Here is a 25,472-nt window from a genome sequence, read left to right on the forward strand (position 1 = left end):
AAGCCATCGTCATGTCGCTGGAGATCTGCCTCGGTGCCGAGCGCAACATCTTCCAGGAGTCGCCGGAACACGCCTCGCGCGTGATCCTCAGCTCGCCGGTCATTTCCCCGGCCAAGTGGCGCTCGCTGATGAACCTCGATCGTCCGGGCTTCGAACGCCAGATCATCGACCTCAACTACGACGAAAGCGTCGGCCTCGAAGCGGCGATCCGCAACGTTGCCGATCAGGCTGAAGAAGCCGTGCGCGCCGGCCGTACCCAGGTAGTGCTGAGCGACCGACGCATTGCGCCGGGCAAGTTGCCAATCCATGCGTCCTTGGCCACCGGCGCGGTGCATCACCGCCTGACCGAAAAAGGCCTGCGTTGCGATTCCAACATCCTCGTGGAAACCGCCACTGCTCGCGATCCGCATCACTTTGCGGTGCTGATCGGTTTCGGCGCTTCGGCGGTCTACCCGTTCCTGGCCTACGAAGTGCTGGGCGACCTGATCCGTACCGGCGAAGTCCTGGGCGACCTCTATGAGGTGTTCAAGAACTACCGTAAAGGCATCACCAAAGGTCTGCTGAAGATCCTGTCGAAGATGGGCATCTCGACCATTACCTCGTACCGCGGTGCGCAACTGTTCGAAGCCATCGGCCTGTCCGAAGAAGTCTGCGAACTGAGCTTCCGTGGCGTGCCGAGCCGTATCAAGGGCGCGCGTTTCGTCGACATCGAAGCCGAACAGAAAGCCCTCGCCGCCGAAGCCTGGAGCCCGCGCAAGCCGATCCAGCAGGGCGGTTTGCTGAAGTTCGTCCACGGTGGCGAATATCACGCCTACAATCCGGACGTGGTCAACACCCTGCAAGCCGCAGTGCAGCAGGGCGACTACGGCAAGTTCAAGGAATACACGGCACTGGTGGACAACCGTCCGGTGTCGATGATCCGCGACATGTTCAAGGTCAAGACCCTGGACACGCCGCTGGACATCAGCGAAATCGAACCGCTGGAATCGGTGCTCAAGCGCTTCGACTCCGCCGGCATCTCGCTGGGCGCCTTGTCGCCCGAGGCTCACGAAGCCCTGGCCGAAGCCATGAACCGCCTCGGTGCGCGTTCCAACTCCGGCGAAGGCGGCGAAGACCCGGCGCGCTACGGCACCATCAAGAGCTCGAAAATCAAGCAGGTTGCGACGGGCCGTTTCGGCGTGACCCCGGAATACCTGGTCAACGCTGAAGTGCTGCAGATCAAAGTCGCTCAGGGCGCCAAGCCCGGCGAAGGCGGTCAGCTGCCAGGTGGCAAGGTCAACGGTCTGATCGCCAAGCTGCGTTACGCAGTGCCGGGCGTGACCCTGATTTCGCCGCCGCCGCACCACGACATCTATTCGATCGAAGACTTGTCGCAGCTGATTTTCGACCTGAAACAAGTCAACCCGAAAGCGCTGGTCTCGGTGAAGCTGGTGGCAGAAGCAGGCGTCGGCACCATCGCCGCCGGTGTGGCCAAGGCCTACGCGGACTTGATCACCATCTCCGGCTATGACGGCGGCACCGGTGCATCGCCGCTGACCTCGATCAAATACGCGGGCGCGCCGTGGGAACTCGGCCTGGCCGAAACCCACCAGACCCTGCGCGGCAACGACCTGCGCGGTAAAGTCCGGGTGCAGACCGATGGCGGCCTGAAAACCGGCCTCGACGTGATCAAGGCGGCCATTCTCGGCGCTGAAAGCTTCGGCTTCGGCACCGCGCCAATGATCGCCCTGGGCTGCAAATACCTGCGCATCTGCCACCTGAACAACTGCGCCACCGGCGTCGCGACTCAGAACGAGAAGCTGCGCAAGGATCACTACATCGGGACCGTCGACATGGTGGTGAATTTCTTCACCTACGTCGCCGAGGAAACCCGTGAGTGGCTGGCCAAGCTGGGCGTGCGTTCCCTCGAAGAGCTGATCGGCCGTACCGATCTGCTGGACATCCTCGAAGGCCAGACCGCCAAGCAGCAACACCTGGACCTGACCCCGTTGCTGGGCAGCGATCACATCCCGGCGGACAAACCCCAGTTCTGCCAGGTCGAGCGCAACCCACCGTTCGACAAAGGGCTGCTGGCCGAGAAAATGGTCGACATGGCCACCTCGGCCATCAATGACAAGAGCGGCGCCGATTTTGCCCTGGATATCTGCAACTGCGACCGTTCGATCGGCGCACGGATCTCCGGCGAAATCGCGCGCAAGCACGGCAACCAAGGCATGGCGAATGCGCCGATCACCTTCCGCTTCAAAGGGACGGCCGGTCAGAGCTTCGGTGTGTGGAACGCCGGTGGCTTGAACATGTACCTGGAAGGCGATGCCAACGACTACGTCGGCAAGGGCATGACCGGCGGCAAGCTGGTGATCGTTCCGCCGAAGGGCAGCATCTACAAGACTCAGGACAGTGCCATCATCGGCAACACCTGCCTGTATGGCGCAACGGGCGGCAAGCTGTTCGCCGCCGGTACCGCGGGCGAGCGTTTCGCGGTGCGTAACTCCGGTGCTCACACCGTGGTGGAAGGCACTGGCGATCACTGCTGCGAGTACATGACCGGTGGTTTCGTCTGCGTGCTGGGCAAGACCGGCTACAACTTCGGCTCAGGCATGACCGGTGGTTTCGCCTACGTGCTCGACCAGGACAACACGTTCGTTGACCGGGTCAACCACGAACTGGTGGAAATCCAGCGGATCAGCGGTGAAGCGATGGAAGCCTACCGCAGCCACTTGCAACGCGTGCTGAACGAATACGTCGAGGAAACCGACAGCGAATGGGGTCGTAACCTCGCTGAAAACCTCGATGACTATCTGCGTCGTTTCTGGCTGGTCAAGCCCAAGGCTGCCACCCTGAAATCGTTGCTTTCCAGCACCCGTGCCAACCCGCAGTGATATGCGCCTGAAGAGTTTGATGAGGTTTTAACAATGGCTGAACGTCTGAATAATGACTTCCAGTTCATCGAGGTCGGGCGCAAGGATCCGAAGAAGAAACTGTTGCGTCAACGCAAGAAAGAGTTCGTGGAGATCTACGAGCCCTTCAAACCCCAGCACTCGGCCGATCAGGCCCATCGCTGCCTGGGTTGCGGTAACCCGTATTGCGAATGGAAGTGCCCGGTGCACAACTTCATTCCGAACTGGCTGAAACTGGTGGCCGAGGGCAACATCCTCCAGGCCGCCGAACTGTCGCACCAGACCAACACCTTGCCGGAAGTCTGCGGCAGGGTGTGCCCGCAGGATCGTCTGTGCGAGGGCGCCTGCACCCTCAACGACGGCTTCGGCGCGGTGACCATCGGTTCGGTCGAGAAGTACATCACCGACACCGCGTTTGCCATGGGCTGGCGCCCGGACATGTCCAAGGTCATCCCGACCGGCAAGCGTGTTGCGATTATCGGCGCGGGCCCTGCGGGCCTGGGCTGTGCCGACGTGCTGGTACGTGGCGGCGTGACCCCGGTGGTGTTCGACAAGAACCCGGAAATCGGCGGTCTGCTGACCTTCGGCATTCCTGAGTTCAAGCTGGAAAAGACCGTGCTGAGCAATCGCCGCGAAGTCTTCACCGGCATGGGCATCGAGTTCCGCCTGAACACCGAAGTGGGCAAGGACGTGACCGTCGAGCAACTGCTCGAAGAATACGATGCCGTGTTCATGGGCATGGGCACCTACACCTACATGAAGGGCGGCTTTGCCGGTGAGGACCTGCCGGGCGTGCATGACGCGCTCGACTTCCTGATCGCCAACGTCAACCGCAACCTGGGCTTTGAAAAGTCGCCGGAAGATTTCGTCGACATGAAAGGCAAGAAGGTCGTGGTACTGGGCGGCGGCGACACCGCGATGGACTGCAACCGGACGTCGATTCGCCAGGGCGCCAAGTCGGTGACCTGTGCTTATCGTCGCGACGAAGCGAACATGCCGGGCTCGCGCAAAGAGGTGAAGAACGCCAAGGAAGAAGGCGTGAAATTCCTCTACAACCGCCAGCCGATCGCCATCGTTGGTGAAGACCGCGTCGAAGGCGTGAAAGTAGTCGAGACCCGTCTCGGCGAACCGGACGCCCGTGGCCGTCGCAGCCCCGAGCCGATCCCGGGCTCCGAAGAGATCATTCCGGCCGACGCCGTGGTCATCGCCTTCGGCTTCCGTCCAAGCCCGGCGTCGTGGTTCGAACAGCACAGCATCCAGACCGACAGCCAGGGCCGCGTCGTGGCCCCGGAACAAGGTCAGTACAAGCACCAGACCAGCAACCCGAAAATCTTCGCCGGTGGCGACATGGTTCGCGGTTCCGACCTGGTGGTAACGGCGATCTTCGAAGGCCGCAACGCCGCCGAAGGAATCCTGGATTACCTGGGCGTCTAAGCCCGATTCCTGAGCTGAAATGCAGTAACCCCTGTGGGAGCTGGCCTGCCAGCGATAGCATCACCTCGGTCTGAGTGACACACCGAGGTGGCCGCATCGCTGGCAGGCCAGCTCCCACAGTTGTTTCCCGGTGTTGCTAAATTCTGTGTTTCATTGCGACAAATTGACCCGATAGACAAAAGGTGCGGCGCTTGCCGTGCCTTTTGCGTCGCGCTCTGAGAAAATGCCCGCACTTTTTTTCCGGATGCCGACATGACTGCCCTGAAGAACGACCGTTTCCTTCGCGCCCTGCTCAAGCAACCCGTAGACGTCACGCCTGTCTGGATGATGCGTCAGGCCGGTCGCTACCTGCCGGAATACCGCGCCAGCCGCGCCAAGGCCGGCGACTTCATGAGCCTGTGCATGAACCCGGAGTTCGCGTGCGAAGTCACGATGCAACCGCTCGACCGCTATCCGCAACTGGACGCGGCGATCCTCTTCTCCGACATCCTCACCATCCCCGACGCCATGGGCCAAGGCCTGTACTTCGAAACCGGTGAAGGTCCGCGCTTCAAGAAAGTCGTCAGCACCCTGGCCGACATCGAAGCCCTGCCGATTCCTGACCCGCACAAAGACCTCGGCTACGTCATGGACGCCGTCAGCACTATCCGCCGCGAACTCAACGGTCGCGTGCCGCTGATCGGCTTCTCCGGCAGCCCGTGGACCCTGGCCACCTACATGGTTGAAGGCGGCTCGTCGAAAGACTACCGCAAGACCAAAACCATGCTGTACGACAACCCGCAAGCCTTGCACTTGTTGCTGGACAAGCTGGCTCAGTCAGTCACCAGCTACCTCAACGGCCAGATCATGGCCGGCGCCCAAGCGGTGCAGATCTTTGATAGCTGGGGCGGCCACCTCTCGGCGGCGGCTTACCAAGAGTTCTCCCTGGCCTACATGCGCAAGATCGTTAGCGGCCTGATCCGCGAGCACGAAGGCCGCAAGGTGCCGGTCATCCTGTTCACCAAGGGCGGCGGGCTGTGGCTGGAAAGCATTGCCGATGCTGGCGCAGATGCGCTTGGCCTGGACTGGACCTGCGACATTGGCAGCGCACGTGATCGCGTCGGCGGCAAAGTTGCGCTGCAAGGCAACATGGACCCGACCGTCCTGTACGCCAAGCCAGAAGCCATTCGCACCGAAGTCGGGCGCATCCTCGCCAGCTATGGCAAGGGCAGCGGCCACGTGTTCAACCTCGGCCATGGCATCACCCCGGAAGTCGATCCGGAACACGCGGGCGCGTTCCTGCGCGCGGTGCACGAGTTGTCGGCGCAGTATCACGAGTGATCGTGACCCAATAAAAAACGCCCGGCTAATGCCGGGCGTTTTTATGTGAGATGCCAGATCGGTACTCGGTCAAATGTGGGAGCGGGCTTGCTCGCGAAAGCGGTGGGTCAGTCAACATCAATGTTGAATGTGCCGGCCTCTTCGCGAGCAAGCCCGCTCCCACAGGGAATGTGTCAGGCATTAACACCGCCGAGTGGCGGCAACTTCGCCAGTTTCAGCGCCACCAACAACGCAATCACCAGCAGCCCGCCAATAAACAACCCGATCCCGTTCCAGCCACCCAAATGCCAGAACACGCCCCCGGCCGTGCCGGCGATGCTCGACCCGGCGTAATAGCTGAACAGGTAAAGCGACGACGCCTGCCCCTTGGCTTTCAGCGCGCGGCGGCCGATCCAGCTGCTCGCCACCGAATGCGCACCAAAGAAGCCAAAGGTGAAAATCAGCATGCCGATGATCACCACCGGCACCGGCGTCAACATCGTCAGCGCGAGGCCGGCGATCATCAGCACAATGGTGCTCCAGAGCACTTGGCGCCGACCGAGTTTGTCCGCCAGGGCACCGATTTTTGCCGAGCTGTAAATACCCGACAGATACACCACCGACAGCAGCCCGACGAAGGCCTGGTCCATGTGGTACGGCTCGGCCAGCAAGCGATAGCCGATGTAGTTGAACAGGGTGACGAACGCGCCCATCAACACGAAGGCTTCGAGGAACAACAGCGGCAGGCCGGCATCGCGAAAGTGCATGGTGAAACCGTCCAGCAGGCTGCGCGGGTGCAGCGAGCGGGCGCGGAAGTTGCGCGACTCGGGGAGGATTTTCCAGAACACCGTTGCCGCAATCAGCGCCAGCCCGCCGATCACCAACATCGCCGTGTGCCAGCTGACGAAGTCGATCAACACGCCGGTAATCAAGCGTCCGCACATCCCGCCAATCGCGTTGCCACCGATGTACAGGCCCATGGCCAGGCCAATGTGCTGCGGGTGGATCTCTTCGCTCAGGTACGTCATGGCCACTGCCGCCAGGCCACTCAACGACAACCCGGTCAGCACCCGCATGAGCAACACACCGTGCCAGCTCGGCATCATTGAACTGGCGATGGTGCACAGCGCGGCGGCGAACAACGCTGTGACCATCACCGGTTTGCGCCCGACGCGATCAGAGATCGGGCCGGTGATCAGCAGGCCGATGGCGAGCATGCCGGTGGCCACCGACAGGATCAGGCTGCTCTGGGCCGCGTTGATCGAGTATTCGTGGGAAAGCAGCGGCATCATCGGCTGCACGCAATACAGCAGGGCGAATGTCGCAAAGCCGCCAGAGAACAGCGCCAGCACCGTGCGCATAAATGCTGGCGTGCCTTTTTCGATGAAGATCTCTTTCAATTCGGACACGACATCGTCCACTGCAGCGGGTGGAACTTCATGGGCGAGTGGGGCGACAGCAGTTTTCACTTCAGACCTCGGAGGGGCGCAGCCGGTCAGGCAATGAAAAAAGCATATAGCTGCCTAATGATTCAATCCAATATATTGTTCGACCTGTTTGATAGGTTTTACGACCTAATGGAGTTTTCATGGAATTGCGTCACCTGCGCTACTTCATCGCCGTCGCCGAAGAACTGCATTTCGGCCGCGCCGCCCAGGTACTGGGCATCTCGCAGCCACCGCTGAGCCAGCAGATTCAGGCGCTGGAGCAAGAGGTTGGCGCGCGGTTGTTCGAGCGGACCAATCGTCGGGTCGAGCTGAGTGAGGCCGGCCGACTGTTTCTGCAAGAGGCGCGTTTGGTGCTGGCGCAGGTCGATAAAGCGGCGGACGTGGCACGGCGCGCGCAATTGGGCGAATTGGGCGAACTGAAGATTGGCTTCACCTCGTCGGCGCCGTTCAACTCGACCATTCCTCAGGCGATTTTTTCGTTTCGCCAGCGCTTTCCGGCGGTGCACCTGAACCTGCGGGAAATGAGCAGCACCCAAGTGGCGGAGGCGCTGGTGGATGAGTCGATCGAAGTCGGGATCATGCGTCCGTTGGGCCTGCCGGATACCCTTAACGTCGTGGAATTGATGCGTGAGCCGCTGGTCGCCGTGCTCAGTTCCAAGCATCCGTTGGTCACCGACAGTGAAGAGGGCTTGTTCCTGTCAGCCCTGGCCCTCGAACCCTTCGTATTTTTCCCACGCAGTTACGGCAGTGGTCTTTACGCCCAGTTGCTCAGCCTGGCCCGCGATGCCGGCTTCAGCCCGCACTTCGCCCAAGAGGCTGGCGAGGCGATGACCATCATCGGGTTGGTAGCGGCGGGGCTTGGCGTATCGGTGCTGCCGGCGTCGTACCAGCGGATGCGCATCGACGGCGTGGTCTACCGACCATTGCTGGATCCAGCAGCGGTGTCAGCCGTGTGGCTGGTGCAGCGCAAGGATCAGAAGTCGCCGATGGCCAAGGCGTTTGTAGAGTTGCTGACGCGCAAGGTTGAACCGCTGAAGGCGTGACTGCTGCGCAGTCATTCGCGGGCAAGCCCGCTCCCACAGGTTCAGCGGTGTAAACACCCCTTTTCGCCACAATGCGAAACCCTGTAGGAGCGAGGCTTGCCCGCGAAAGCGCCCGCAAGAACATTGAAATATGTCCTGTCACTAGCACTTCAAGGTTTTGTTGAGTGCGCCGATAACCGACATTGGACTCATCACACAACTATGGAGATACAGGATGGTCAAGCAGTTAACGTTCACCGCTTTGCTGGCCCTGACCGCACTGACGGGTGGTTGTGCTTCGGTAAAAATGGCTGATGAAACTCAGGACGCGCAGGCCAAGTCGTTCCAGGTCTCTCCCGACAAAGCCAATATTTACGTTTATCGCAACGAGAGCATGGGGGCCGGGGTGAAAATGCCGGTGACGCTCAACGGCAAGCCTGTCGGGCAGACGGTCGCCAAGTCCTACCTGATGTTGGCTGTCCCGGCGGGTCAGCAGACCCTGGTGTCTTCGGCGGAAAATGACTCGGAACTGAAGCTCACCGCAGAAGCCGGCAAAAACTACTTTGTCTGGCAGGAAGTGAAAGTGGGTTTCATCAAGGCGCGTAACAATCTGCAAGTCGTCGACGACAAGACAGGTCGCGCTGGCGTCACTGAAAGCAAGTTGATTCAAGCTCAGTAATCGATTTGGCAGCCCCTGCGCGATGCGTGGGGGCTTCAAAAGATCGCAGCCTTCGGCAGCTCCTACAGGTGTGCGCCGTCCAATGCAGGCGCTGCCGAAGGCTGCGATCTTTGATTTTTCTTACGCCCAGCGCTTGAAAATCAACGACGTATTAACCCCGCCAAACGCAAAATTATTGTTCATCACGTACTGGTTGCTCATCTGCCGGAACTCGCCGCGCAGGTAGTCGAGTTGGCCGCAGTTCGGGTCGATATCGTCGAGGTTCAAGGTGTGCACGTACAGGTCGCGGTTGAGCATTTCGATGCTGAACCAGGATTCCAGTGCGCCACAGGCGCCGAGGGTGTGGCCGAGGAAGCTTTTCTGCGAGCTGATTGGCATGTGTTCGCCGAACAGGCTGCTGGTCGCCAGTGTTTCGGCGATGTCGCCCTGTTCCGTCGCCGTGCCGTGACCGTTCACGTAGCCAATGTCCGAAGGCTGTAGGCCGGCGTCTTCCAGCGCCAGTTCCATGGCCCGGCGCATGGTGGCCTGCTCTGGACGGGTGGCGTGCTGGCCGTCGGCGTTGCTGCCGAAACCGACCAGCTCGGCATGAATGTGCGCGCCGCGAGCCAGTGCATGTTCGAGTTCTTCGAGCACCAGGATGCCGCCGCCTTCACCGATCACCAAGCCATCGCGGCCGCTGTCGTAAGGGCGTGGGGACGTCTGCGGAGCATCGTTTTTCAGGCTGGTGGCGTAGAGCGCATCGAAGACCATCGCTTCGGTCGGGCACAGCTCTTCGGCGCCGCCGGCGAGCATCAGCGGCAGGCGACCGAACTTGATCGATTCGTAGGCGTAACCGATGCCCTGGCTGCCGCTGGTGCAGGCGCTGGAAGTCGGGATCAACCGGCCGGTGAGGCCGAAGAAGATGCTGATATTCGCCGCCGTGGTGTGCGGCATCATCCGTACGTAGGAGTTGGCGTTCAGGCCCTCGGCAACCGAATTGAGCAGCATGTTGCCGAATGCCTTGATCTCGTCGGTGCTGCCGGTGGACGAACCACAGGAGACGCCCATGCGCCCGTCCTTGATCAATTCGTTGCCCAGCAACCCGGCATCGGCCAAGGCCTTTTCCGCCGCGTAGACCGCCAGTCGCGAGACCCGGCCCATGCTGCGCAGCTGTTTGCGGGTCCAGTGGCTCGGCACCTTGAAGTCGTCGATCGGCCCGGCCAGGCGCGTGTTGAGTTCGGTGAAACGATCCCACTCATCCATCCGGCGGATGCCGCTGCGGTTGGCCGCGAAGTTGCCGGCGATGGTCTCCCAATCGCTGCCCAATGAGGTAATGCCGGCCATGCCGGTGACGACGACGCGCTTCATCAGCACAGGCCTCCGTTGACGGCCAGAACCTGCCGGGTGATGTACGAGGCTTCCGCCGACATCAGGAAATTCACGGCGCCAGCCACCTCTTCCGGGGTGCCCATGCGCTGTGCGGGAATCATTTTCATCAGTTCTTCCACCGGCACGTTTTCATCGAGCATTGCGGTGTCGATCAAGCCGGGTGCGACACAGTTGACGGTGATTTTGCGTTTGCCCAGTTCGATCGCCAGCGCCTTCGCCGCACCGATCAACCCGGCCTTGGACGCGCTGTAGTTGACCTGGCCCCGGTTGCCGATCAACCCGGACACCGAGGTGATGCAGACAATTCGCCCGGCAGCACGACGACGAATCATCGGCATCATCACCGGGTGCAGCACGTTGTAGAAACCGTCCAGATTAGTGCGCATCACCACGTCCCAATCATCCTCGCTCAGCGCCGGGAAAGCACCGTCGCGTGTCAGGCCGGCGTTCAGCACCACGCCGTAATAGGCGCCGTGGGTTTCCACGTCGGCTTCGAGAATGGCTTTGCAGCTGGCACGGTCGGACACGTCGAATTGCAGGATGCGCGCCGTGCGGCCCAAGGCCTCGACTTCGGCCTTGACCGTTTCGGCGTCAGCCAGGCCGCTGCGGCAATGCAGCACGATGTCATGCCCGGCCTGGGCCAGGCGCAACGCGATAGCGCGGCCGATGCCGCGGCTGGAACCGGTGACCAGTACGGATTCAGTCATGACTGGACTCCTTCGGGTTCATGAAGATATTGCGCGGCCTGAGGCGGGCGAAACACGTTCAGACGGGCGGTGGCGTGGATGCCGGGGGCGTTGATGTGGCATTCGAACACGCCCATGCCATTGTCGTCTTCCAGGGAGCGGATCCCGTGGATGGTCAATTCGGTACCGGCAGGGAAATGTTCAACGTTGCATTCGAATTTGCGGGTGCCAAGCAGAAAGCCCAGCACCACCGCATCGCCCCGCTGTCGCGCATGGCAACCGGCGTAGGCAGCGACGCTCTGGGCCATCAGTTCGATGCCGACCCAGGCTGGCATGCTGCCGTCGGCACGGCTGAACAGGCCATCGGGCCGGACAGTGAGGCGGGTGTGAATCTGTTCGTCATCGAACGACAGAATCTGCTCGATGAAGATCATGTCGCCAGCATGGGGCAGCAATTCGGCGAGCGGCCAGTCAATCATGGTGCGTCTCCGATAATCAGGCTGACGTTATTGCCACCGAAAGCAAAGGAGTTGCTCATCAGGTAGCGAGGTGCAATGGACGCCAGTCGATCGGCCGGGGTCACCCATTTCAGGGCCGGCAGTTGCGGGTCGGGCTGGCCGTCCCAGACGTGGGGCGGCAAAGTATGTTCGCGGTTGCCTGCGCTCAGGCTCAACCAGCAGAACGCCGCTTCGAGTGCGCCGGCAGCGCCGAGGGTGTGGCCGGTCATCGGTTTGGTCGACGAACACGGCACGCCGTCCGGGAACAGCGCCGCCACCGCCAGGCTTTCCATGGCGTCGTTGTGGTGGGTGGCGGTGCCGTGCAGGTTCAGGTAGGCGATCTGTCGGGGTTGCAGTTGCGCACGGCTCAAGGCTTTGCGCATCGCTTGCAGGGCGCCACGGCCGGTCGGTTCCGGCGCGGAAATGTGGTGCGCATCCGAGCTGGCACCGCTGCCCAGCAGGGCAATCGATTGGCTGTCGCCGGCCTTTTTGCTCATCAGGAACAGCACAGCGGCTTCACCGATGTTGATGCCATTGCGGTTCACCGAGAACGGATTGCAGCGCTGTTCGGACACCGCTTCCAGCGCCGAAAAGCCGTTGAGGGTCAGCTTGCACAAGCTGTCGACGCCACCGCACAGGACCGCGTCGCACACGCCCAGGTCCAGCAGGCGCTGGGCACTCATCAGCGCTCGGGCACTGGAAGTGCACGCCGTGGAGATCACGTAGGCCGGGCCGCTCAGTTGCAGCCAATCAGCGAGGAAATTTGCCGGCGCACCGAGTTCCTGTTGCTGGTAGTCGTAATCGGCCGGGAACTCATGCTCACGAATGTAATGGGCCAGCCCGCGACTGGCTTCGTCGATGCCCGAGGTGCTGGTGCCCAGAACGATGCCGATACGATTCCGGCCGTAGGTCTGGATCGCTTGGTCGATGTCCTGGCGAATTTGCAGCGCGGCTTCCAGCAGCAATTGATTATTGCGGGTGCTTTGCTCAGTCAACTCGACGGGGATCGACGCCAGTTCGCCGCGCACCGCCGCGACGGGCAACGACCGCTCTGCCACCCAGCCGTCTTCGCTGCGTATGCCGGAACAATCGCCGGCAAACAGATTGCGGGCGACTTCTTGCTTGTCGCGGCCCAAGGCGCAGATCACTCCGAGGGCGTTCAGATAAGCCGTCATGGTGCGTCCCCACTCAGGGGCGTGACTTGGTATTTCGGGCCTTTGGGCAGGTTCAATTCAAAGCTCATCGGTTGTGAGTAACGGACGTTCCAGCGTTCTGGCAGGGAGCGTTGTGCGCCGTGCTGCCAGGCCTCTGGATAGTTGCCTTGCAGTTCGTCCTTGGGTGTCAGCGCAAACAGCAACGCGGCGAACAACTCCCGGGCTTCCGGGTTGGGCGGCAGCAGGCCGTCGGCATGCCACTTTCCATCGACCAGTTTCTGGCGCGCCTGGGGAATGCCCAACAAATCCATCATCGACCAGCGAATTGCGGGACCTTCTTGTTGGATCACCAGCACCCAATCCTGACGTTGATCAGCCACCAGACGCTGGATGTGCAATTGCAGCGGCAACGCCAGTTTCGGGGTTTGCTCGGGCAGCGGTGCCTGGCTGGCGCAGGCGCTCAGCAGCAGGGCACAGGCCGCCAACAAAAATCGCAGCGCCACCGCATACCCTGCAGGAGCGAGCTTGCTCGCGAAGGAGGCCCATCCAACAGATTTGTTGACTGACACACCGCTTTCGCGAGCAAGTCCGCTCCCACAGGTAAAGCAATCCGAGTGACTCACTCAACACCTTCCAGGGGCTTGCGCGCGACCACATTGACCAACGTTTCTTCCCGTTGCCCAAAGGGTTTTGGCCGACGCAGACCACAGCGTTCCAACAGGCCGAAATCCTTGGCGCGACTCCACCACAAGTATGGATAAGACACATTTTTCGGGCCGAATTCAAAACCCTGGCGACGAATCATCTCCAGGTAGCCGGCGGCGCTCTTTTGCACGTGCATCGGATGGCGGAACAACCAGCGAATCACCCAGGTATCAATGTAAGCCTCGGTGGATTCGGCGAACAGCAAATAGCCGCCCGGCTTGAGCACGCGATAGAACTCGGCCAGGGCCCGTTCCTGCTCCACCAGATGATGAAAGGTCTGGTGACAGAACAGCAGATCGACGCTGGCGCCCGGCACGTTGATGCTCGCGCAGTCGCTGCCGATCAGTTCCACCTCCAAGCCTTGGCGGACGGCTTCTTCAGCGCTCAGGTCGAGGCTGTGCGGGTCGGCGTCCAGACCGATCAGGCGCTCGGGCGTAAAAGTCTGGCGCAAGTACTGGAACGACTTGCCTTGACCACAACCGGCGTCCAGCAGCACCGGATTGTTCGGCGGCGTTTCGCTGAACAGGCTGCGCAAATCGTTGATAGCCACCCGCAATACGTGGTGCTGCCAGGTGTGGCTACGCAGGAACCAGAAACCGAATCGGGTTTCTTCAACGTAGTTGTCGCTCAGGTAACTCATGTGGCATCCCTGGCACACAATTCCGAGAGCATCCGCAGTCGGCGCTTGGGTTCGGCGACGAACGGGTTGCGCTCATCCCAGGCATAACCGGCGAGGATCGAGCAGATCATGCGGCGGATGTCCGGCGAGCTGTCCGGATGGTAGATCACATCCTGGAAGGTCCCGGCGTACCAGCCTTCGACGTAGCAACGGAAGGTGTCGACGCCGCGTTTGAGCGGTCCGGCAAACTCGGTTTGCCAGTCGACGCTTTCGCCTTGCAGCTGACGGTGCAGCACCCCGGCGGCCATGCTGGCCGAGCGCATGGCGATAGTCACGCCGGAGGAAAACACCGGATCAAGGAATTCCGCGGCGTTGCCCAGCAGCGCAAAACCCGGGCCGTGGAGGCTTTTGACGTTGGCCGAGTAGCCGCCGATGGTTCGCGCCGGTGTGTCCCACACGGCATTTTCGAGGACGCCGGCCAGGCTGGGTGTTTCGGCAATAAACCCGCGCAGGCACTCGTCCAGATTCTCCATGCGGCCTTCGAAATGTTCGGCGGCCGCGACCACGCCCACCGAGCAACGACCGTTGCTGAACGGGATGGTCCAGAACCAGATATCGCGGTGGATCGGGTGGGTGGTGATGAGGATTTTTTCGCGCTCGAAGGTCGGGCTGTCGATGTGGTCTTCGACGTGGGTGAACACGGCTTGGCGCACCGGGAAATTCGACGGCGCTTCGAGGTCGAGCAAGCGCGGCAATACACGCCCGTAGCCGCTGGCATCCAGCACGAAATCGGCTTCGACGCGGTACTGGCTGCCGTCTTCGCGAAGCACCTCCAGCTGAGGTTTCGGCAGGGTGAAATCGACGCTGACGATGGCTTCGCCGTAGCGGATCTCGACGCCTTGCAGCTCGGCCTGGTCAGCCAGCAGCTTGTCGAAATCGGCGCGCTGGACCTGGAACGTGGTCGGCTTGCCGTGGGTGAAGGTGTCGCCGAAATCAAAGGCGCTGTACTGCTCGCCCCAGGCGAACGCGGCACCATTTTTCATCTGGAATCCGGCAGCGTTGACGGCGTCGAGCATGCCCGCTTCCTCGACGAAATCCAGGCAGTGCGACAGCAGGCTTTCACCGATGGAAAACCGTGGGAAATGCTGGCGTTCGATCATCAGCACGTCGTGACCCTTGCGCTTGAGCAGCGCGGCGGCGATGGCGCCCGAAGGCCCCGCGCCAATCACCACTACCTGGCGACGTTCCATTTCAACTGTTGGCACGTGAGCTCCTTGCCGGGACGGCGATGTTCATGGGGGTTCGGTGCATGCCGGCGAGTGCCGGCAGCAGTGTCGCGATCAGGCCCATCACCATCAGCGCAAAGTACAGCGCCGGGCTGATAAGCTGTTGTTGCAGCAGCAGGTTGAGAAAGACGATCTCGCTCAAGCCACGAATGTTCAGCAGGATACTTTCGCGCCAACGACTGGCACCTTCAAACGAGGCGCCGGCCCAGCCGAGGCCGATCCAGTTGCCCAGCAGTTTGCTGGCAATCGGCAAGAGCAGCAGTGCGCTCAATTGCACCCAGCCGAGGCTGGCCATGGCGCTGTGGACGTCGATCTGCACGATGCCGAACGTGATGATCAGCGGAATGGCGATGTAGGTCTGTAGGTGGCTCATCCAGATCACCGGCAACGGCAGCACCAGCGGCACCTTGAGCGCAGCCATGCACAACAGATAACCGATGCCGAAAATCAGCGCATTGAGCTTGAAGTGTTCCGCCACCACCAGCAGCGCGAAGAAGCAACAGCTGTGCAACAACGGTTGGCGCAAACCGCACGCGCGCAGCAACAACGGCAGGCAGGCGCCGGCCAATGGCAGCAGGAGACTGCTGGCGTGCAGGCTGCCTTGGGCAAAGCCGAACAGTGTCCAGCACGTGAGGTCGATGAGGATGGCGGTCTGCACCAGTCGCCGGGTCGCGGTGGGCGGGTAGTTGATGTGGCGCAAATACAAATACAACACCGGAATCGCGGTGATTGCGAACACCAGGCCGACGGCCAGCGAGCTTATCCACGCTTGCGCAGGCAGCAACCACACCGCCGTCGCCAACCCGCAGGCAAACGGAACGCAGAAACTCGGCAGGGCGATTTTCAGGCTCTGACGATCGAGTCGCAGGTCGATCACGTCACTCAGAATATGCCCCAGCAGCAAGGCGAAGCTTAGGCTGTAAAGGTTTTTCAGCCACACCGGCGAGATCAGTTCGGCACCGCTGAGGTGCCAGCCTGGCTCGATCCAGAAGTACATCAACAGCGGCAGGCCAAAGGTCGCCAGCAGTAACTGGCTGACGATCGGGATCACGCCGAAATGACGACCGACACGGGTCGCCACCGCGAACAGCGCCAGGGCCATTGCCCAAAACAGCACGACCATCACGCTGCCGACTCCGCGACCGGGAGCGCATGGACTTGTCGTCCGGCCCACGGCGCCAGCAGGAAGCTGAACGCCAGGCCCAGGCTCACCGACAGACCGAAGTTGCTCACCGCCGGCGTGCTCGACACCGCCAGCAAACCGAACGACAGCCAGGTGGTCACCGCCGCCAGCAAGGTGCCCAACAGGCTCACGGCGGCGCCGCCGACCTGCTCGCGCATGAGGATCGCGTAATCGACGCTGATGGCCGTCACCAGCAGCAGGCCGAACAGGCTGAACAACGTCAGCGGCTGCCCCAGCCAGCCGAGACTAGCCAGGCTGCACAGCGCCGCCAGCAACGGCAGGGAGACGATTCGCAGCGCGCCGCCGAAGCCGAACGGCAAGATCAGCACCAGCACGATCAACACACAGGACGCGAGTTTCAATTCGGCGGCACTGATCTGGGTCGCGGCAAAAACCGAGTTCAACTCGCCCAGGCGATCGACCAATTCCACACCCGGTAAATCCAGCGCCTGGACCCGCAGCAAGGAGGGATTGTTCAAGCCTTGCAGGCTGACCATCGCCGCCACGCCGTCATCGGTCGGGCCCAGCCACAGCGCGCGATAGGGTTCGGCCAACGGCCCGGCCAGTGCGGCGTCGATGTCTTCGATAGGCAGTGCCTGCAATTTAGCTAACTCGGTATTCAGCGCCTCGACCGGCACGCCGACGTCGAGCAGCGGCTGCCAGAACTGCGGCAGCCTGGTCAGCGCCTCGCGCACTTGGCGCTGCTCGCTCGGCTGGCTGACCAGTTGATTGAGTGACAGGTAACCCTGGAGTTTTTCCAGATTGACCAACTGATCAAGCCGCTCGCTCAGCGCGGACTGGCGTTCGAGCAACTCCTGCTGATTGGCCGCGCGCACCAGGAAGAATTGGCTGGTGGGTTGGTAGCCGGTGATGCGCGCAATGGTCTGGGCTTCGTCGGTCAATTGCTGCGGTGCACCGACCCATTGGCGAATGTCGTTTTTGCTCTCGAGCTGCAACAGGCCTCCGACACAAAAGGCTATCAGCAGCGCCAGCAACACCGGTGTGCGGGCGTATTTCAGTAGCGACTCACGCAGCCCCAGCAAATACTCGGACACTCGCAACGGCCATTGCGCGGGGCGCAGGTCCACGCCCTTGAGCAGCGCCGGCAACAGGCACACGGCGGACAGGTAGGCGCCGAGCAGCCCAGCGGCGGAGAACACGGCAATCTGCGTCAGTGCCGGGAACGGCGTCCATGCCAGGGCCAGGTAGCCGATGCAACTGGTGATCAGGCTCAGCGTCAGGCCCGGCAAGGTCAGGCGCAAGGCCGGCCAACTGTGCCAGGGTTTCAGGCTCCAGCTCTTGGACAGGTAATGCAGCGGGTAATCGACGGCGACGCCGATCAGGCTGGAGCCGAGCACCAGGGTCATCACGTGCATATGGCCGAACAGCGCCACGCAAGCCACCGCGCCGAAGAGCATGCCCACCAGCACCGGCACAAACGCCAGCAACACCCGCCAACGGCGGAAGGCGAACAGCAGCAATAACAAAATCCCCAACGTGGCGCCGCCACCGACCCAGGTCATTTCCCGGGTGGCCTGCTGTTGACCGGCGGCTGCGTAGAGCAAGCCGCTGGCGGCCAGTAGTTGTACGTCGCCCTGGGCGGCCTCTTCGCGGCTGTGTTTGAGCAGGTCGGCCACTTGCAGCGGCAGGTTCATGTCGAAGGCATTGCCGGTGGTCCGCGCCCGCAACAGCACCCAACTCTTGCCGTCGGCATCGGCGACCAGCGCACCGCTGCCGATGTCCAGTTGCACCGAGCCGTGTTGTGGCTGGCTGTTCTGGATTCGCCCGGTCAGGCCTAGCCAATCGTCCTGGCTCGGCACCAGACTGAAACCGGTGAACGGGTCGAACAGCGCTTGCACCCGTTGCTGGATAAACGCGTCGGGATGCTCGATCAGCTGTTGCCGGTCCGCTGCCGAGAGCATCGCCAGTCGGCCTTGGAGCAATTGCGTGCGCAGTGCCGGGAGGTCGGCCTGCAGGTTCCACTGGACCTTTTCGAACAGGCCGCTGGCCTGCCACTGCTCGCCCAGTTTCTGCGCCATGGCGATGGCTTGTGGGCGATCCTTGTGGCCGACCAGTACCAGCATTTCGCGGTTCAGCGGTTCTTGCATGCGTTGTTCGGCGCGCAGTTCCAGCGCGTCCGGCGCGGTGCCCGGTACCAGTTCCATCAGGTTGGCCGACAGCGGCGCGCCGTCACGCCATTGCCAACCGGCGAGCGCGAGCACCGCCAGCAGCAGGATCAGGAAGAGCTGCGGGAGCCTGCGTTCACTCGGCAAAGTCATGTTGCTCCGCGTCGCTCAAGGGTTGGGCGCTGGTAGTGTCTTGCATGCGCAAGAGTGTGCTGTCGCCCTGGGTTTCCAGCAGTTCGATGCTGTGCACCAGTTCACCGCCGGTGATGTTGATCTGAATGAACACCTGCTTGAGCAGCATCGAGCGCGGGATCAGGGTCAGCTTCCAGTTCTGTGCATCGCCGCTCAGGGACAGCTCGAAATCCCGTTGCAATCCGCTGCTGTCACCTTGCAGCACCGCGAGGAACAACCTGTTCTGCTCGGCGCCGGCGCTCTTGCTCGGGAGCATTTGCCAGCCGTTGGCATCACGCCGGGCAATGCCCTTGGCGCTGATGCGGTAATCCTGTTGCAGCGGGGTTTTCAACAGCCAGAGCAAGCCGTGGTTTTTCGCCAGGACGAAAGTGCCCTTGCTGGTCAGCGGCTGCGGCAAGGCACGCAGGTGTTTTTCCTGGATGAAGTTGCCGTGGATCACATCAGGCTTGGCCAGTTGATCGCTGAGCTGTTGCAGTTCGAACGCGTTGGCCAGCCCTGGAATGCCCAGCAACACGCAGAACACTGTAGGAGCGAGCTTGCTCGCAAAAAACTTGAGGGCGCTGCGCAGTGTCAGGAGCCCAGTTTCATCGTTAACGACCATCGCGAGCAGGCTCGCTCCTACAGAGGATCGGCGGTGGCAGAAAGTCATGGCAGGGCCCTCTCGACGGCGTCGGTGAAGACCTTGGGCGAGGCCAATTGCATTTCGCGGTTGCTCATGTCGACGGCGACCTGCACGGAAACGGCGCGGGTCAGGCGTTCGCCGGTTTCCAGGTCGCTGATCAGGTAGTTGATCTTCAGACGGTTCTCCCACTCCACCAGATTGGCGCGCACGTTCAGCTTCTGGCCGAACACCGCGCCGCGCACGTAACGCAATTGCAGGTCGATCACCGGCCAGGCATAACCCGACTCGACCATGGCGCTGTAGTTGTGGCCGATCTTGTCCAGCAGCGCGCAACGTGCAACTTCCAGGTATTTGACGTAATGGCCGTGCCAAACCACGTTCATGGTGTCGACGTCAAAGAACGGCACGAGGATTTCCGTATCGGTGTGAAGCACTCCCTTGCTACGCATGCAGCCTCCAGTGTTGCTCGGCGATGCGTTGCAGGCACAGGCGCAATTCGCCTTCCAGCGCACGGTCTTCGATCACCGGTGGGAAGTCCTTGGCCAGCTCTTCGTGCATAGCAGCCAGCGATGGCGGCAACGGCCGCGCGTCCTCAACCTGGCTGCGCAGCCACACGCCCTGGTTAGCGGCCAGCAGCGTGGCGGCGGCGACCTGTTCGGTCAGCTCCAGCACACGGATCGCATCGCGGGCGGCGATGGTGCCCATGCTGACCTTGTCCTGGTTGTGGCACTCGGTGGAACGCGAGAAAACGCTGGCCGGCATGGTGTTTTTCAGCGCTTCGGCGGTCCAGGCGCTGGTGCCGATCTGCACGGCTTTGAAGCCGTGGTTGAGCATCGCGCGATCAGCCGTGGCGCCGGACAAATTGCTCGGCAGGCCATGGTTGTAGCGCTCATCCACCAGCAACGCGAGTTGCCGGTCGAGCAAGTCGGCAACGTTGGCCACCAGGGTTTTCAAGCTGTCCATGGCGAACGCGATGTGGCCGCCGTAGAAGTGCCCGCCGTGCAGCACGCGTTCGGCTTCGGCGTCGATGATCGGGTTGTCGTTGGCGCTGTTGAGTTCGATCTCGATAAACGAGCGCAGCCAGTTGAGGCTGTCGGCCAGGACGCCGAGGACGTGGGGCGCACAACGCAGGGAATAGCGATCCTGCAGACGATGCAATGGCGCGGTCGGCGCGTCGATCGCCAGGTCCTTGCGCAGCCACGCGGCGACTTGCATCTGCCCTGGATGGGGTTTGGTGGCGAACAGGCGCTCGTCGAAGTGCTCCGGGTTGCCTTGCAACGCGACCACGTTCAGCGCAGTGATGCGCGTGGCCAGTTGCAGCAGGTAATCGGCGCGGGCGTAGGCCAGGCAAGCGATGCCGGTCATCACGGCGGTGCCGTTCATCAATGCCAGGGCTTCTTTCGGACGCAGGACCAGCGGCGCCCAACCGAGTTCGCGGTGCACGTCGGCGGCTTGGCGGCGTTCGCCACCAAACATCACTTCGCGCTCGCCGGACAGGGTCGCGGCGACATAGGACAACGGCGTCAGGTCACCGCTGGCGCCCACCGATCCTTCTTCCGGGATCAGCGGCAGGATGTCGTGTTCAAGGAACGCTTGCAGGCGTTCGAGCAGTTCCACGCGAACCCCGGACACGCCCTGGCACAGCGACTGCAAACGCGCCGCCAGCACCGCCCGCGTGGCTTGGGCGTCGAGCAGTTTGCCCAGGCCGCAGCCATGAAACGTGTACAGATGACGGGGCAGGGCCTCGACGTGATGCAACGGCACCGCGACCACGCACGAGTCGCCGTAACCGGTGGTCACGCCATAGATCACGCCTTCCTTGTCCAGCAGGGAGTCAAGGAACTGTGGGCCCTTGGCGATGCGCCGGCGGAACTCGGGGTCGCCTTGCAACTGCGTCGGCACCTGACGGTTGGCCAGGGCCAGCACGTCTTCGATGCGCAAAGGGAGTTCGCCGAAGGTTACCGGCTCAAGCGTTGGCGTCGTCATCGGTCTTCCAGAAAGGGTAAAAGTTGAACCATTGTTGAGGCGCTTCAAGGCAATAGTGGCCCAAGCGTTCGGCGTAGCGGGTCGCCCACTGATGAATGACCTGCTCGCGGTCGCTGCGTTTCCATACGACAGCCTCGGCGAACGGTTCGAGGGTCAGTCGATAGTCGCCCGTGGGTTTCTTCAGGCACATCATCAAATTGATTGGGCATTTCAGCAAACCGGCCAGCAGCCAAGGCCCTTGCGGGAACGCGGCGGGGTGGCCGAGGAAATCCACGGTCACGCTGCGTCCGCCATGCAGTGGCACGCGGTCGCCGGCAATCGCCAGCCACTCGCCGCGCTCCAGGCGTTCATGCAGTTGCAGCATGATCAGCGGGTCCAGTTCGCTGACCTGGATCAGGCGCAAATTGGTTGCCCCGGCTTCGCCGAGCAAGCGGTTGAACTGTTCGGCGTGCTTGGTGTGCACCAGCACGTTCATCGTGACTTTCTCGCCGATCTCCGCCAGTGCGCGGCAGACTTCAAGGTTGCCCAGGTGTGCGCCGACCAGCATCTGCCCGCGAGTGCCGCGCAGTTGATTGCGCAGCAGCGCCGGGTCGATGATTTCGATTTGTTCGATGCTCAGCTTGCCGTTCCACACGTCGAGCTTGTCGAGCATGGAGTCGGCGAACGCCATGAACTGGCCGAACACTCGCCAATGGCTCGGGCGCAATTCGTTGCGACCGCTCCAATCGGCGAGCCGTTGCTGGTATTGCCAGGCGCTGCGGCGGGCACTGCGACCGAACAGGAAAAAGTACAAAACGATGCCATACAGCAGCGGGCTCAACAGCCGTCGGCCCAAGACTTTGGCGCCGAATGCGGTGAGCTTCATCAGCCAGAAACTGCCGCGTTCCTCGCGGTCGGCCCAGTGTTGTTTATCGGCGTTGCTGCTCATGCTCGCCACCGTCGCCAGAGAATCACCGGGGCCCGCAGCAACATGCCGAAGAACAGTCGGGTGTGCATGCTCGAAATCAGCACATTGTCGTGGAACATACGGAAGTGCGAGACGCCGTCCAGCGGGTAATGGACGTTGGTCGGCAGCCACTGCATCGGCTGATTGCGCCAGGCCAGACGCACGAGAATGTCCGAGTCAAAGTCCATGCGCTTGCCGATCTTTGTCGAGTCGATCAGCGCCAGGGTGGCGGGCAATGGGTAGAGGCGGAAGCCGCACATGGAGTCGCGAATCTGCAACGACAACGTGTTGATCCAGACCATCACGTGCGTCAGGTAACGGGCGTACAAGCGACCTTTCGGCACACTGGCGTCGTATTGCGGATAGCCGCAGATCACCGCGTCGGGATGGGCGCGTGATTGTTCGATGAAGACCGGGACGTCTTCCAGGTCGTGCTGACCGTCGGCGTCCACCTGCAAAACGTGGGTGAAACCCAGCCGTGCGGCTTCGCGCATGCCGGTCATGACGGCGCCGCCCTTGCCCTGGTTGGTGGCGAGTCGGATCAGGTGAACGCGGTCGCGCAGCGCCAGTTGATCAAGCACCTTTGCGCAGGCTTGATCGCTGGCATCGTCGACCAGGATGCACGGCAAGTGGCTGGCGATCAGCGCGTCGACCACGGTGGTGATCGCGGTTTCGTGGTTGTAGACCGGGACCACGGCGCAGGGGTTATGCATGCTGGCTCACACCTGAGAGACCACATTGATCCCATCGCGAGCAGGCTCGCTCCCACAGGGGCGCTGCGTCGTTCACACATCCAGTGTGGGAGCGAGCCTGCTCGCGATTGAGTGCGCAGCACTCACCAAACTTATGCATCGCCCGCATCCTTCAGCAAAATCCGCCCACTGGAGCAGGTAGCCGTCTCATTGCGATAAGCGAAATACAATTTGCTGCGCACCGGATCGAAGCGCAAATGCAGCTGAACTTCATCCCCCGGACGCACCAGTTGCTGGAATTTCAGCACTTCCATCCCGGCGAAATGGGCCGGCAAGTTCATCAATTGCTGGCCCAGATTCAGCGCCCATTCCACCTGCACCACACCCGGCAGCACCGGTGTTTGCGGGAAGTGACCGCTGAAGTACGCGAGGTCCGGCGGCACGGCCAATTGCAGGCTCCACTCGCCATCGGTTTCGACCTGCTCCAGCACTTCCGGTGCCTTCGGGCGCGGCGCCAACAACAAGGCTTCGACATCGGACTGAGGCAGTTTGCCCTGAGCGTTCAGCGGCAATTGCCGCAGCAAACGCCAGCGGCGTGGCAGGGCCAGGGCTTCGCAATGCTGGCTCAGGTGCTGACGCAACGCTTGAGTGAGGGTGCGTCGACCCTGATTGCGCAAAGCATGCAGACCCTGTTCACTCAGCACCAGCAGCGCGCCTAACGAGGCACGGTTTTCCTGAACCACGCCAAGACGCGCTTCGGCGACCCAGTCGTGGTCCATCAAGGCCTTTTCCAGCATCGGCAGCGAGATACGTTTTTCTTCCAGTTTGACGATTCGGTCCAGCCGTCCGAGCAATTCGAAGCGGCCGTCGGCGGCGATGCGTGCGGCATCGGCGGTGTGTTCGAGGTGGCCCGCGGGCAAGTACGGTGATGCGATGAGCAGTGCGCCGTCGCGGTCCTGGCTCAGCTCGACGCCCGCAAACGGCTGCCAGAGCTCGTGGCCCTGGCGCCAGGCGATGCCGCCGGTTTCCGAGCTGCCGAGGATTTCCGTCGGCCATTGTTGCAGGCGTTGCTGCAGGCTTTGTGCCGCTTCGGCCGGCAGAGCGCCGCCCGAGGAAAACACCCGCCGTACGGCGCTCAGCGCCGGCCAGTCGAGGTTGTCGCCCATGCGCTTGAGCAGCGCCGGGCTGGCGACCCAGGCGAAGGCCGGGTGTTCGCGGCTGGCGCGCTGCAAGTCTTCCGGGAAGGCCAGTTGCTTGCGCACGAACGAACGCCCGGCGCACAGCGGCCACAACACGCGAAACAGCAGGCCGTAGATGTGTTGGGTGGCGACACTGCCAATGATGCAGGCCGGGCCCAGATCGGCGCCCCACAGTTGCTCCAGCGCTTCGACTTCATTGGCCAGTTGGCGCAAGGTTTTCTCGATGCGCTTGGGCTCGCCACTGGAGCCGGAGGTGCACAGGCTCAGCGAACAGTGATCGAGGTCCAGTGCGGCAGCGGTCAGTGGCGGATGTTGATAATCGCTCAGGTGCGCGTCATCGGCCTGATCGGTCAGCCACAGATCGACTTCCGTCGACCAGCGCTGGCGAGTCTGCGGTTGCAGGTCGGCAGGCAGCAGTACGCTGACGTCCGCGCTCCAGGCTCCGAGCAGGGCAATCGCCAGGTCGGCGGCGTCCTCAAGGTGCACGGCAATGCGCTGCACACCCTGGGCTTGCAGGCCGGCGGCCAGGCGCAACGCCTGTTCGCACAGCTGTGCGTGATTCAGCGCCGGTTCGGCCGTCACGGCGCGCTCCGGCTGAGCCTTGAGCAACAGGTGCTCAAGTTTTTTCCAATTCATGGGTGACCTCGTACCCGTTGTCGTATCAGCCATTCAATGGCGAACAGCAGGCCCATCAATCCGTAGGAAATCAGGCCGGTGTACAACATCCACCAACTCAGCGGAGCCCAGAGGGTCAGGGCGGCGGCGAGCAAACCGTTGCAGAAGAAAAACACACTCCAGGCGATCGTCACCTGGCGGGTATAAACAATCGCCTTGGCCGGCAGCTGCGGTTCACGCAAACGCGCCAGGCGTTCGACCATCGGCGGCCCGTATTTCAGGCTCAGGCCGAACAGCCCGAGCATGAAGGCGCTGATCAGCACCGGGTACCAGCGCAGCAACAGCGGGCTGTCGAACAGCGCCAGCAACAAGCAGAAAGCAATCGCAGTGATCGCCATCCACAGGCTGCCGGGCTTGCGCGCGCCGAGCAGCGCCCGGGCCAGCCACAGGCTGCCCAGCAGCAGACCGAACTGCCACGGGGCAAAATGCTCCATGCCGAAATACACCGCAAAGGGGTACAGCAGGCCCGCCAGCAGCAGGCCGAGGCCGATCAGTCGACTCATGCGGCCGGTTCAACCAGACGGTAGACCGCCTCGACCACGTCGCTGACGGTACGCACCGATTTGAATTCTTCGGCGGCGATTTTCTTGCCGGTCTGGCGTTTGATGTGATCGATCAGGTCGACCGCGTCGATGCTGTCGATTTCCAGGTCCTGATACAGGTTGGATTCGAGGCTTACGCGCTCGGGGTCCAGCTCGAAGAGTTCGACCAGAGCATCGCGCAGGGTGTTGAAAATGTCGTCACGAGTTTGCATGGT

Annotated in this window: 23 protein-coding genes; 5 read left to right on the forward strand and 18 right to left on the reverse strand. The window is 62.0% G+C overall.

Features of this window, described 5'->3' with window-relative positions:
- The 3 genes from gltB to hemE all read left to right on the forward strand — a co-directional run.
- Window positions 1-2,879 (forward strand): glutamate synthase large subunit (gene gltB / locus ACIPL2_RS21795; protein WP_401359521.1); only part of this gene is annotated, 2,879 nt, incomplete at its 5' end.
- A gap of 33 nt (window positions 2,880-2,912) precedes the next feature.
- Complete coding sequence (locus ACIPL2_RS21800; RefSeq protein ID WP_401359524.1) at window positions 2,913-4,331, forward strand: FAD-dependent oxidoreductase; 1,419 nt, start codon at window positions 2,913-2,915, stop codon at window positions 4,329-4,331.
- Window positions 4,332-4,583: 252 nt separating this feature from the next.
- On the forward strand, window positions 4,584-5,651 hold the full coding sequence (gene hemE / locus ACIPL2_RS21805; protein WP_401359526.1) for a uroporphyrinogen decarboxylase: 1,068 nt from the start codon (window positions 4,584-4,586) through the stop codon (window positions 5,649-5,651).
- A 173-nt stretch (window positions 5,652-5,824) separates the two neighbouring features.
- On the opposite strand, the gene ACIPL2_RS21810 is transcribed toward hemE, so the two are convergent.
- Window positions 5,825-7,051 (reverse strand): MFS transporter, encoded by a 1,227-nt coding sequence (locus ACIPL2_RS21810; protein WP_401359637.1) that lies wholly within the window; start codon window positions 7,049-7,051, stop codon window positions 5,825-5,827.
- 167 nt (window positions 7,052-7,218) lie between these two features.
- On the opposite strand from ACIPL2_RS21810, the gene ACIPL2_RS21815 reads away from it, so the two are divergent.
- Window positions 7,219-8,121 (forward strand): LysR substrate-binding domain-containing protein, encoded by a 903-nt coding sequence (locus tag ACIPL2_RS21815; protein ID WP_401359529.1) that lies wholly within the window; start codon window positions 7,219-7,221, stop codon window positions 8,119-8,121.
- A gap of 214 nt (window positions 8,122-8,335) precedes the next feature.
- Window positions 8,336-8,779 carry a DUF2846 domain-containing protein gene (locus ACIPL2_RS21820; protein ID WP_401359532.1) on the forward strand — a complete coding sequence of 148 codons (444 nt, stop codon included), beginning with the start codon at window positions 8,336-8,338 and terminating at the stop codon, window positions 8,777-8,779.
- Window positions 8,780-8,899: 120 nt separating this feature from the next.
- Here ACIPL2_RS21820 and ACIPL2_RS21825 read toward each other — a convergent pair whose 3' ends face one another.
- The 17 genes from ACIPL2_RS21825 to ACIPL2_RS21905 form a co-directional block, all read right to left on the reverse strand.
- Window positions 8,900-10,126 (reverse strand): beta-ketoacyl-ACP synthase, encoded by a 1,227-nt coding sequence (locus tag ACIPL2_RS21825; RefSeq protein ID WP_401359534.1) that lies wholly within the window; start codon window positions 10,124-10,126, stop codon window positions 8,900-8,902.
- Window positions 10,126-10,854 (reverse strand): 3-oxoacyl-ACP reductase FabG, encoded by a 729-nt coding sequence (gene fabG, locus ACIPL2_RS21830; RefSeq protein WP_401359537.1) that lies wholly within the window; start codon window positions 10,852-10,854, stop codon window positions 10,126-10,128. Before fabG ends, ACIPL2_RS21825 begins: the two co-directional genes overlap by 1 nt.
- Complete coding sequence (locus tag ACIPL2_RS21835) at window positions 10,851-11,312, reverse strand: hotdog family protein (protein WP_401359539.1); 462 nt, start codon at window positions 11,310-11,312, stop codon at window positions 10,851-10,853. The genes fabG and ACIPL2_RS21835 overlap by 4 nt, the downstream gene beginning before the upstream one ends.
- Window positions 11,309-12,505: a beta-ketoacyl-[acyl-carrier-protein] synthase family protein gene (locus ACIPL2_RS21840; RefSeq protein WP_401359541.1), complete on the reverse strand. Its 1,197-nt coding sequence runs from the start codon at window positions 12,503-12,505 to the stop codon at window positions 11,309-11,311. The genes ACIPL2_RS21835 and ACIPL2_RS21840 overlap by 4 nt, the downstream gene beginning before the upstream one ends.
- Window positions 12,502-12,987, reverse strand: a complete 486-nt coding sequence (locus tag ACIPL2_RS21845; RefSeq protein ID WP_401359543.1) for a hypothetical protein — start codon at window positions 12,985-12,987, stop codon at window positions 12,502-12,504. The genes ACIPL2_RS21840 and ACIPL2_RS21845 overlap by 4 nt, the downstream gene beginning before the upstream one ends.
- 116 nt (window positions 12,988-13,103) lie before the next feature.
- Window positions 13,104-13,829, reverse strand: a complete 726-nt coding sequence (locus ACIPL2_RS21850; RefSeq protein WP_401359546.1) for a class I SAM-dependent methyltransferase — start codon at window positions 13,827-13,829, stop codon at window positions 13,104-13,106.
- Entirely contained in the window at window positions 13,826-15,073 is a 1,248-nt protein-coding gene (locus ACIPL2_RS21855; protein ID WP_401359548.1) for an NAD(P)/FAD-dependent oxidoreductase, read from the reverse strand. Before ACIPL2_RS21855 ends, ACIPL2_RS21850 begins: the two co-directional genes overlap by 4 nt.
- Window positions 15,060-16,217: a sodium:proton antiporter gene (locus tag ACIPL2_RS21860; RefSeq protein WP_401359551.1), complete on the reverse strand. Its 1,158-nt coding sequence runs from the start codon at window positions 16,215-16,217 to the stop codon at window positions 15,060-15,062. Before ACIPL2_RS21860 ends, ACIPL2_RS21855 begins: the two co-directional genes overlap by 14 nt.
- Window positions 16,217-18,556, reverse strand: coding sequence for an MMPL family transporter (locus ACIPL2_RS21865; protein WP_401359553.1), 2,340 nt, complete (start codon window positions 18,554-18,556; stop codon window positions 16,217-16,219). The genes ACIPL2_RS21860 and ACIPL2_RS21865 overlap by 1 nt, the downstream gene beginning before the upstream one ends.
- Window positions 18,540-19,244, reverse strand: coding sequence for an outer membrane lipoprotein carrier protein LolA (locus ACIPL2_RS21870; protein ID WP_401359555.1), 705 nt, complete (start codon window positions 19,242-19,244; stop codon window positions 18,540-18,542). Before ACIPL2_RS21870 ends, ACIPL2_RS21865 begins: the two co-directional genes overlap by 17 nt.
- On the reverse strand, window positions 19,241-19,666 hold the full coding sequence (locus ACIPL2_RS21875) for an acyl-CoA thioesterase (RefSeq protein ID WP_401359558.1): 426 nt from the start codon (window positions 19,664-19,666) through the stop codon (window positions 19,241-19,243). Before ACIPL2_RS21875 ends, ACIPL2_RS21870 begins: the two co-directional genes overlap by 4 nt.
- Entirely contained in the window at window positions 19,659-21,203 is a 1,545-nt protein-coding gene (gene hutH, locus ACIPL2_RS21880) for a histidine ammonia-lyase (RefSeq protein ID WP_401359560.1), read from the reverse strand. Before hutH ends, ACIPL2_RS21875 begins: the two co-directional genes overlap by 8 nt.
- Entirely contained in the window at window positions 21,184-22,131 is a 948-nt protein-coding gene (locus tag ACIPL2_RS21885) for a glycosyl transferase (RefSeq protein WP_401359562.1), read from the reverse strand. Before ACIPL2_RS21885 ends, hutH begins: the two co-directional genes overlap by 20 nt.
- The gene (locus tag ACIPL2_RS21890; RefSeq protein WP_401359564.1) at window positions 22,128-22,862 is read right to left on the reverse strand and encodes a glycosyltransferase family 2 protein; all 735 of its coding nucleotides are present in this window, start codon (window positions 22,860-22,862) and stop codon (window positions 22,128-22,130) included. The genes ACIPL2_RS21885 and ACIPL2_RS21890 overlap by 4 nt, the downstream gene beginning before the upstream one ends.
- 131 nt (window positions 22,863-22,993) lie before the next feature.
- On the reverse strand, window positions 22,994-24,676 hold the full coding sequence (locus tag ACIPL2_RS21895) for an AMP-binding protein (protein WP_401359567.1): 1,683 nt from the start codon (window positions 24,674-24,676) through the stop codon (window positions 22,994-22,996).
- Window positions 24,673-25,218 (reverse strand): hypothetical protein, encoded by a 546-nt coding sequence (locus ACIPL2_RS21900; RefSeq protein WP_401359569.1) that lies wholly within the window; start codon window positions 25,216-25,218, stop codon window positions 24,673-24,675. Before ACIPL2_RS21900 ends, ACIPL2_RS21895 begins: the two co-directional genes overlap by 4 nt.
- On the reverse strand, window positions 25,215-25,469 hold the full coding sequence (locus ACIPL2_RS21905; protein WP_059408122.1) for an acyl carrier protein: 255 nt from the start codon (window positions 25,467-25,469) through the stop codon (window positions 25,215-25,217). The genes ACIPL2_RS21900 and ACIPL2_RS21905 overlap by 4 nt, the downstream gene beginning before the upstream one ends.
- Window positions 25,470-25,472 lie beyond the last annotated feature (3 nt).

This window comes from Pseudomonas sp. NPDC086251 (assembly GCF_044746405.1).
Lineage (GTDB): Bacteria > Pseudomonadota > Gammaproteobacteria > Pseudomonadales > Pseudomonadaceae > Aquipseudomonas.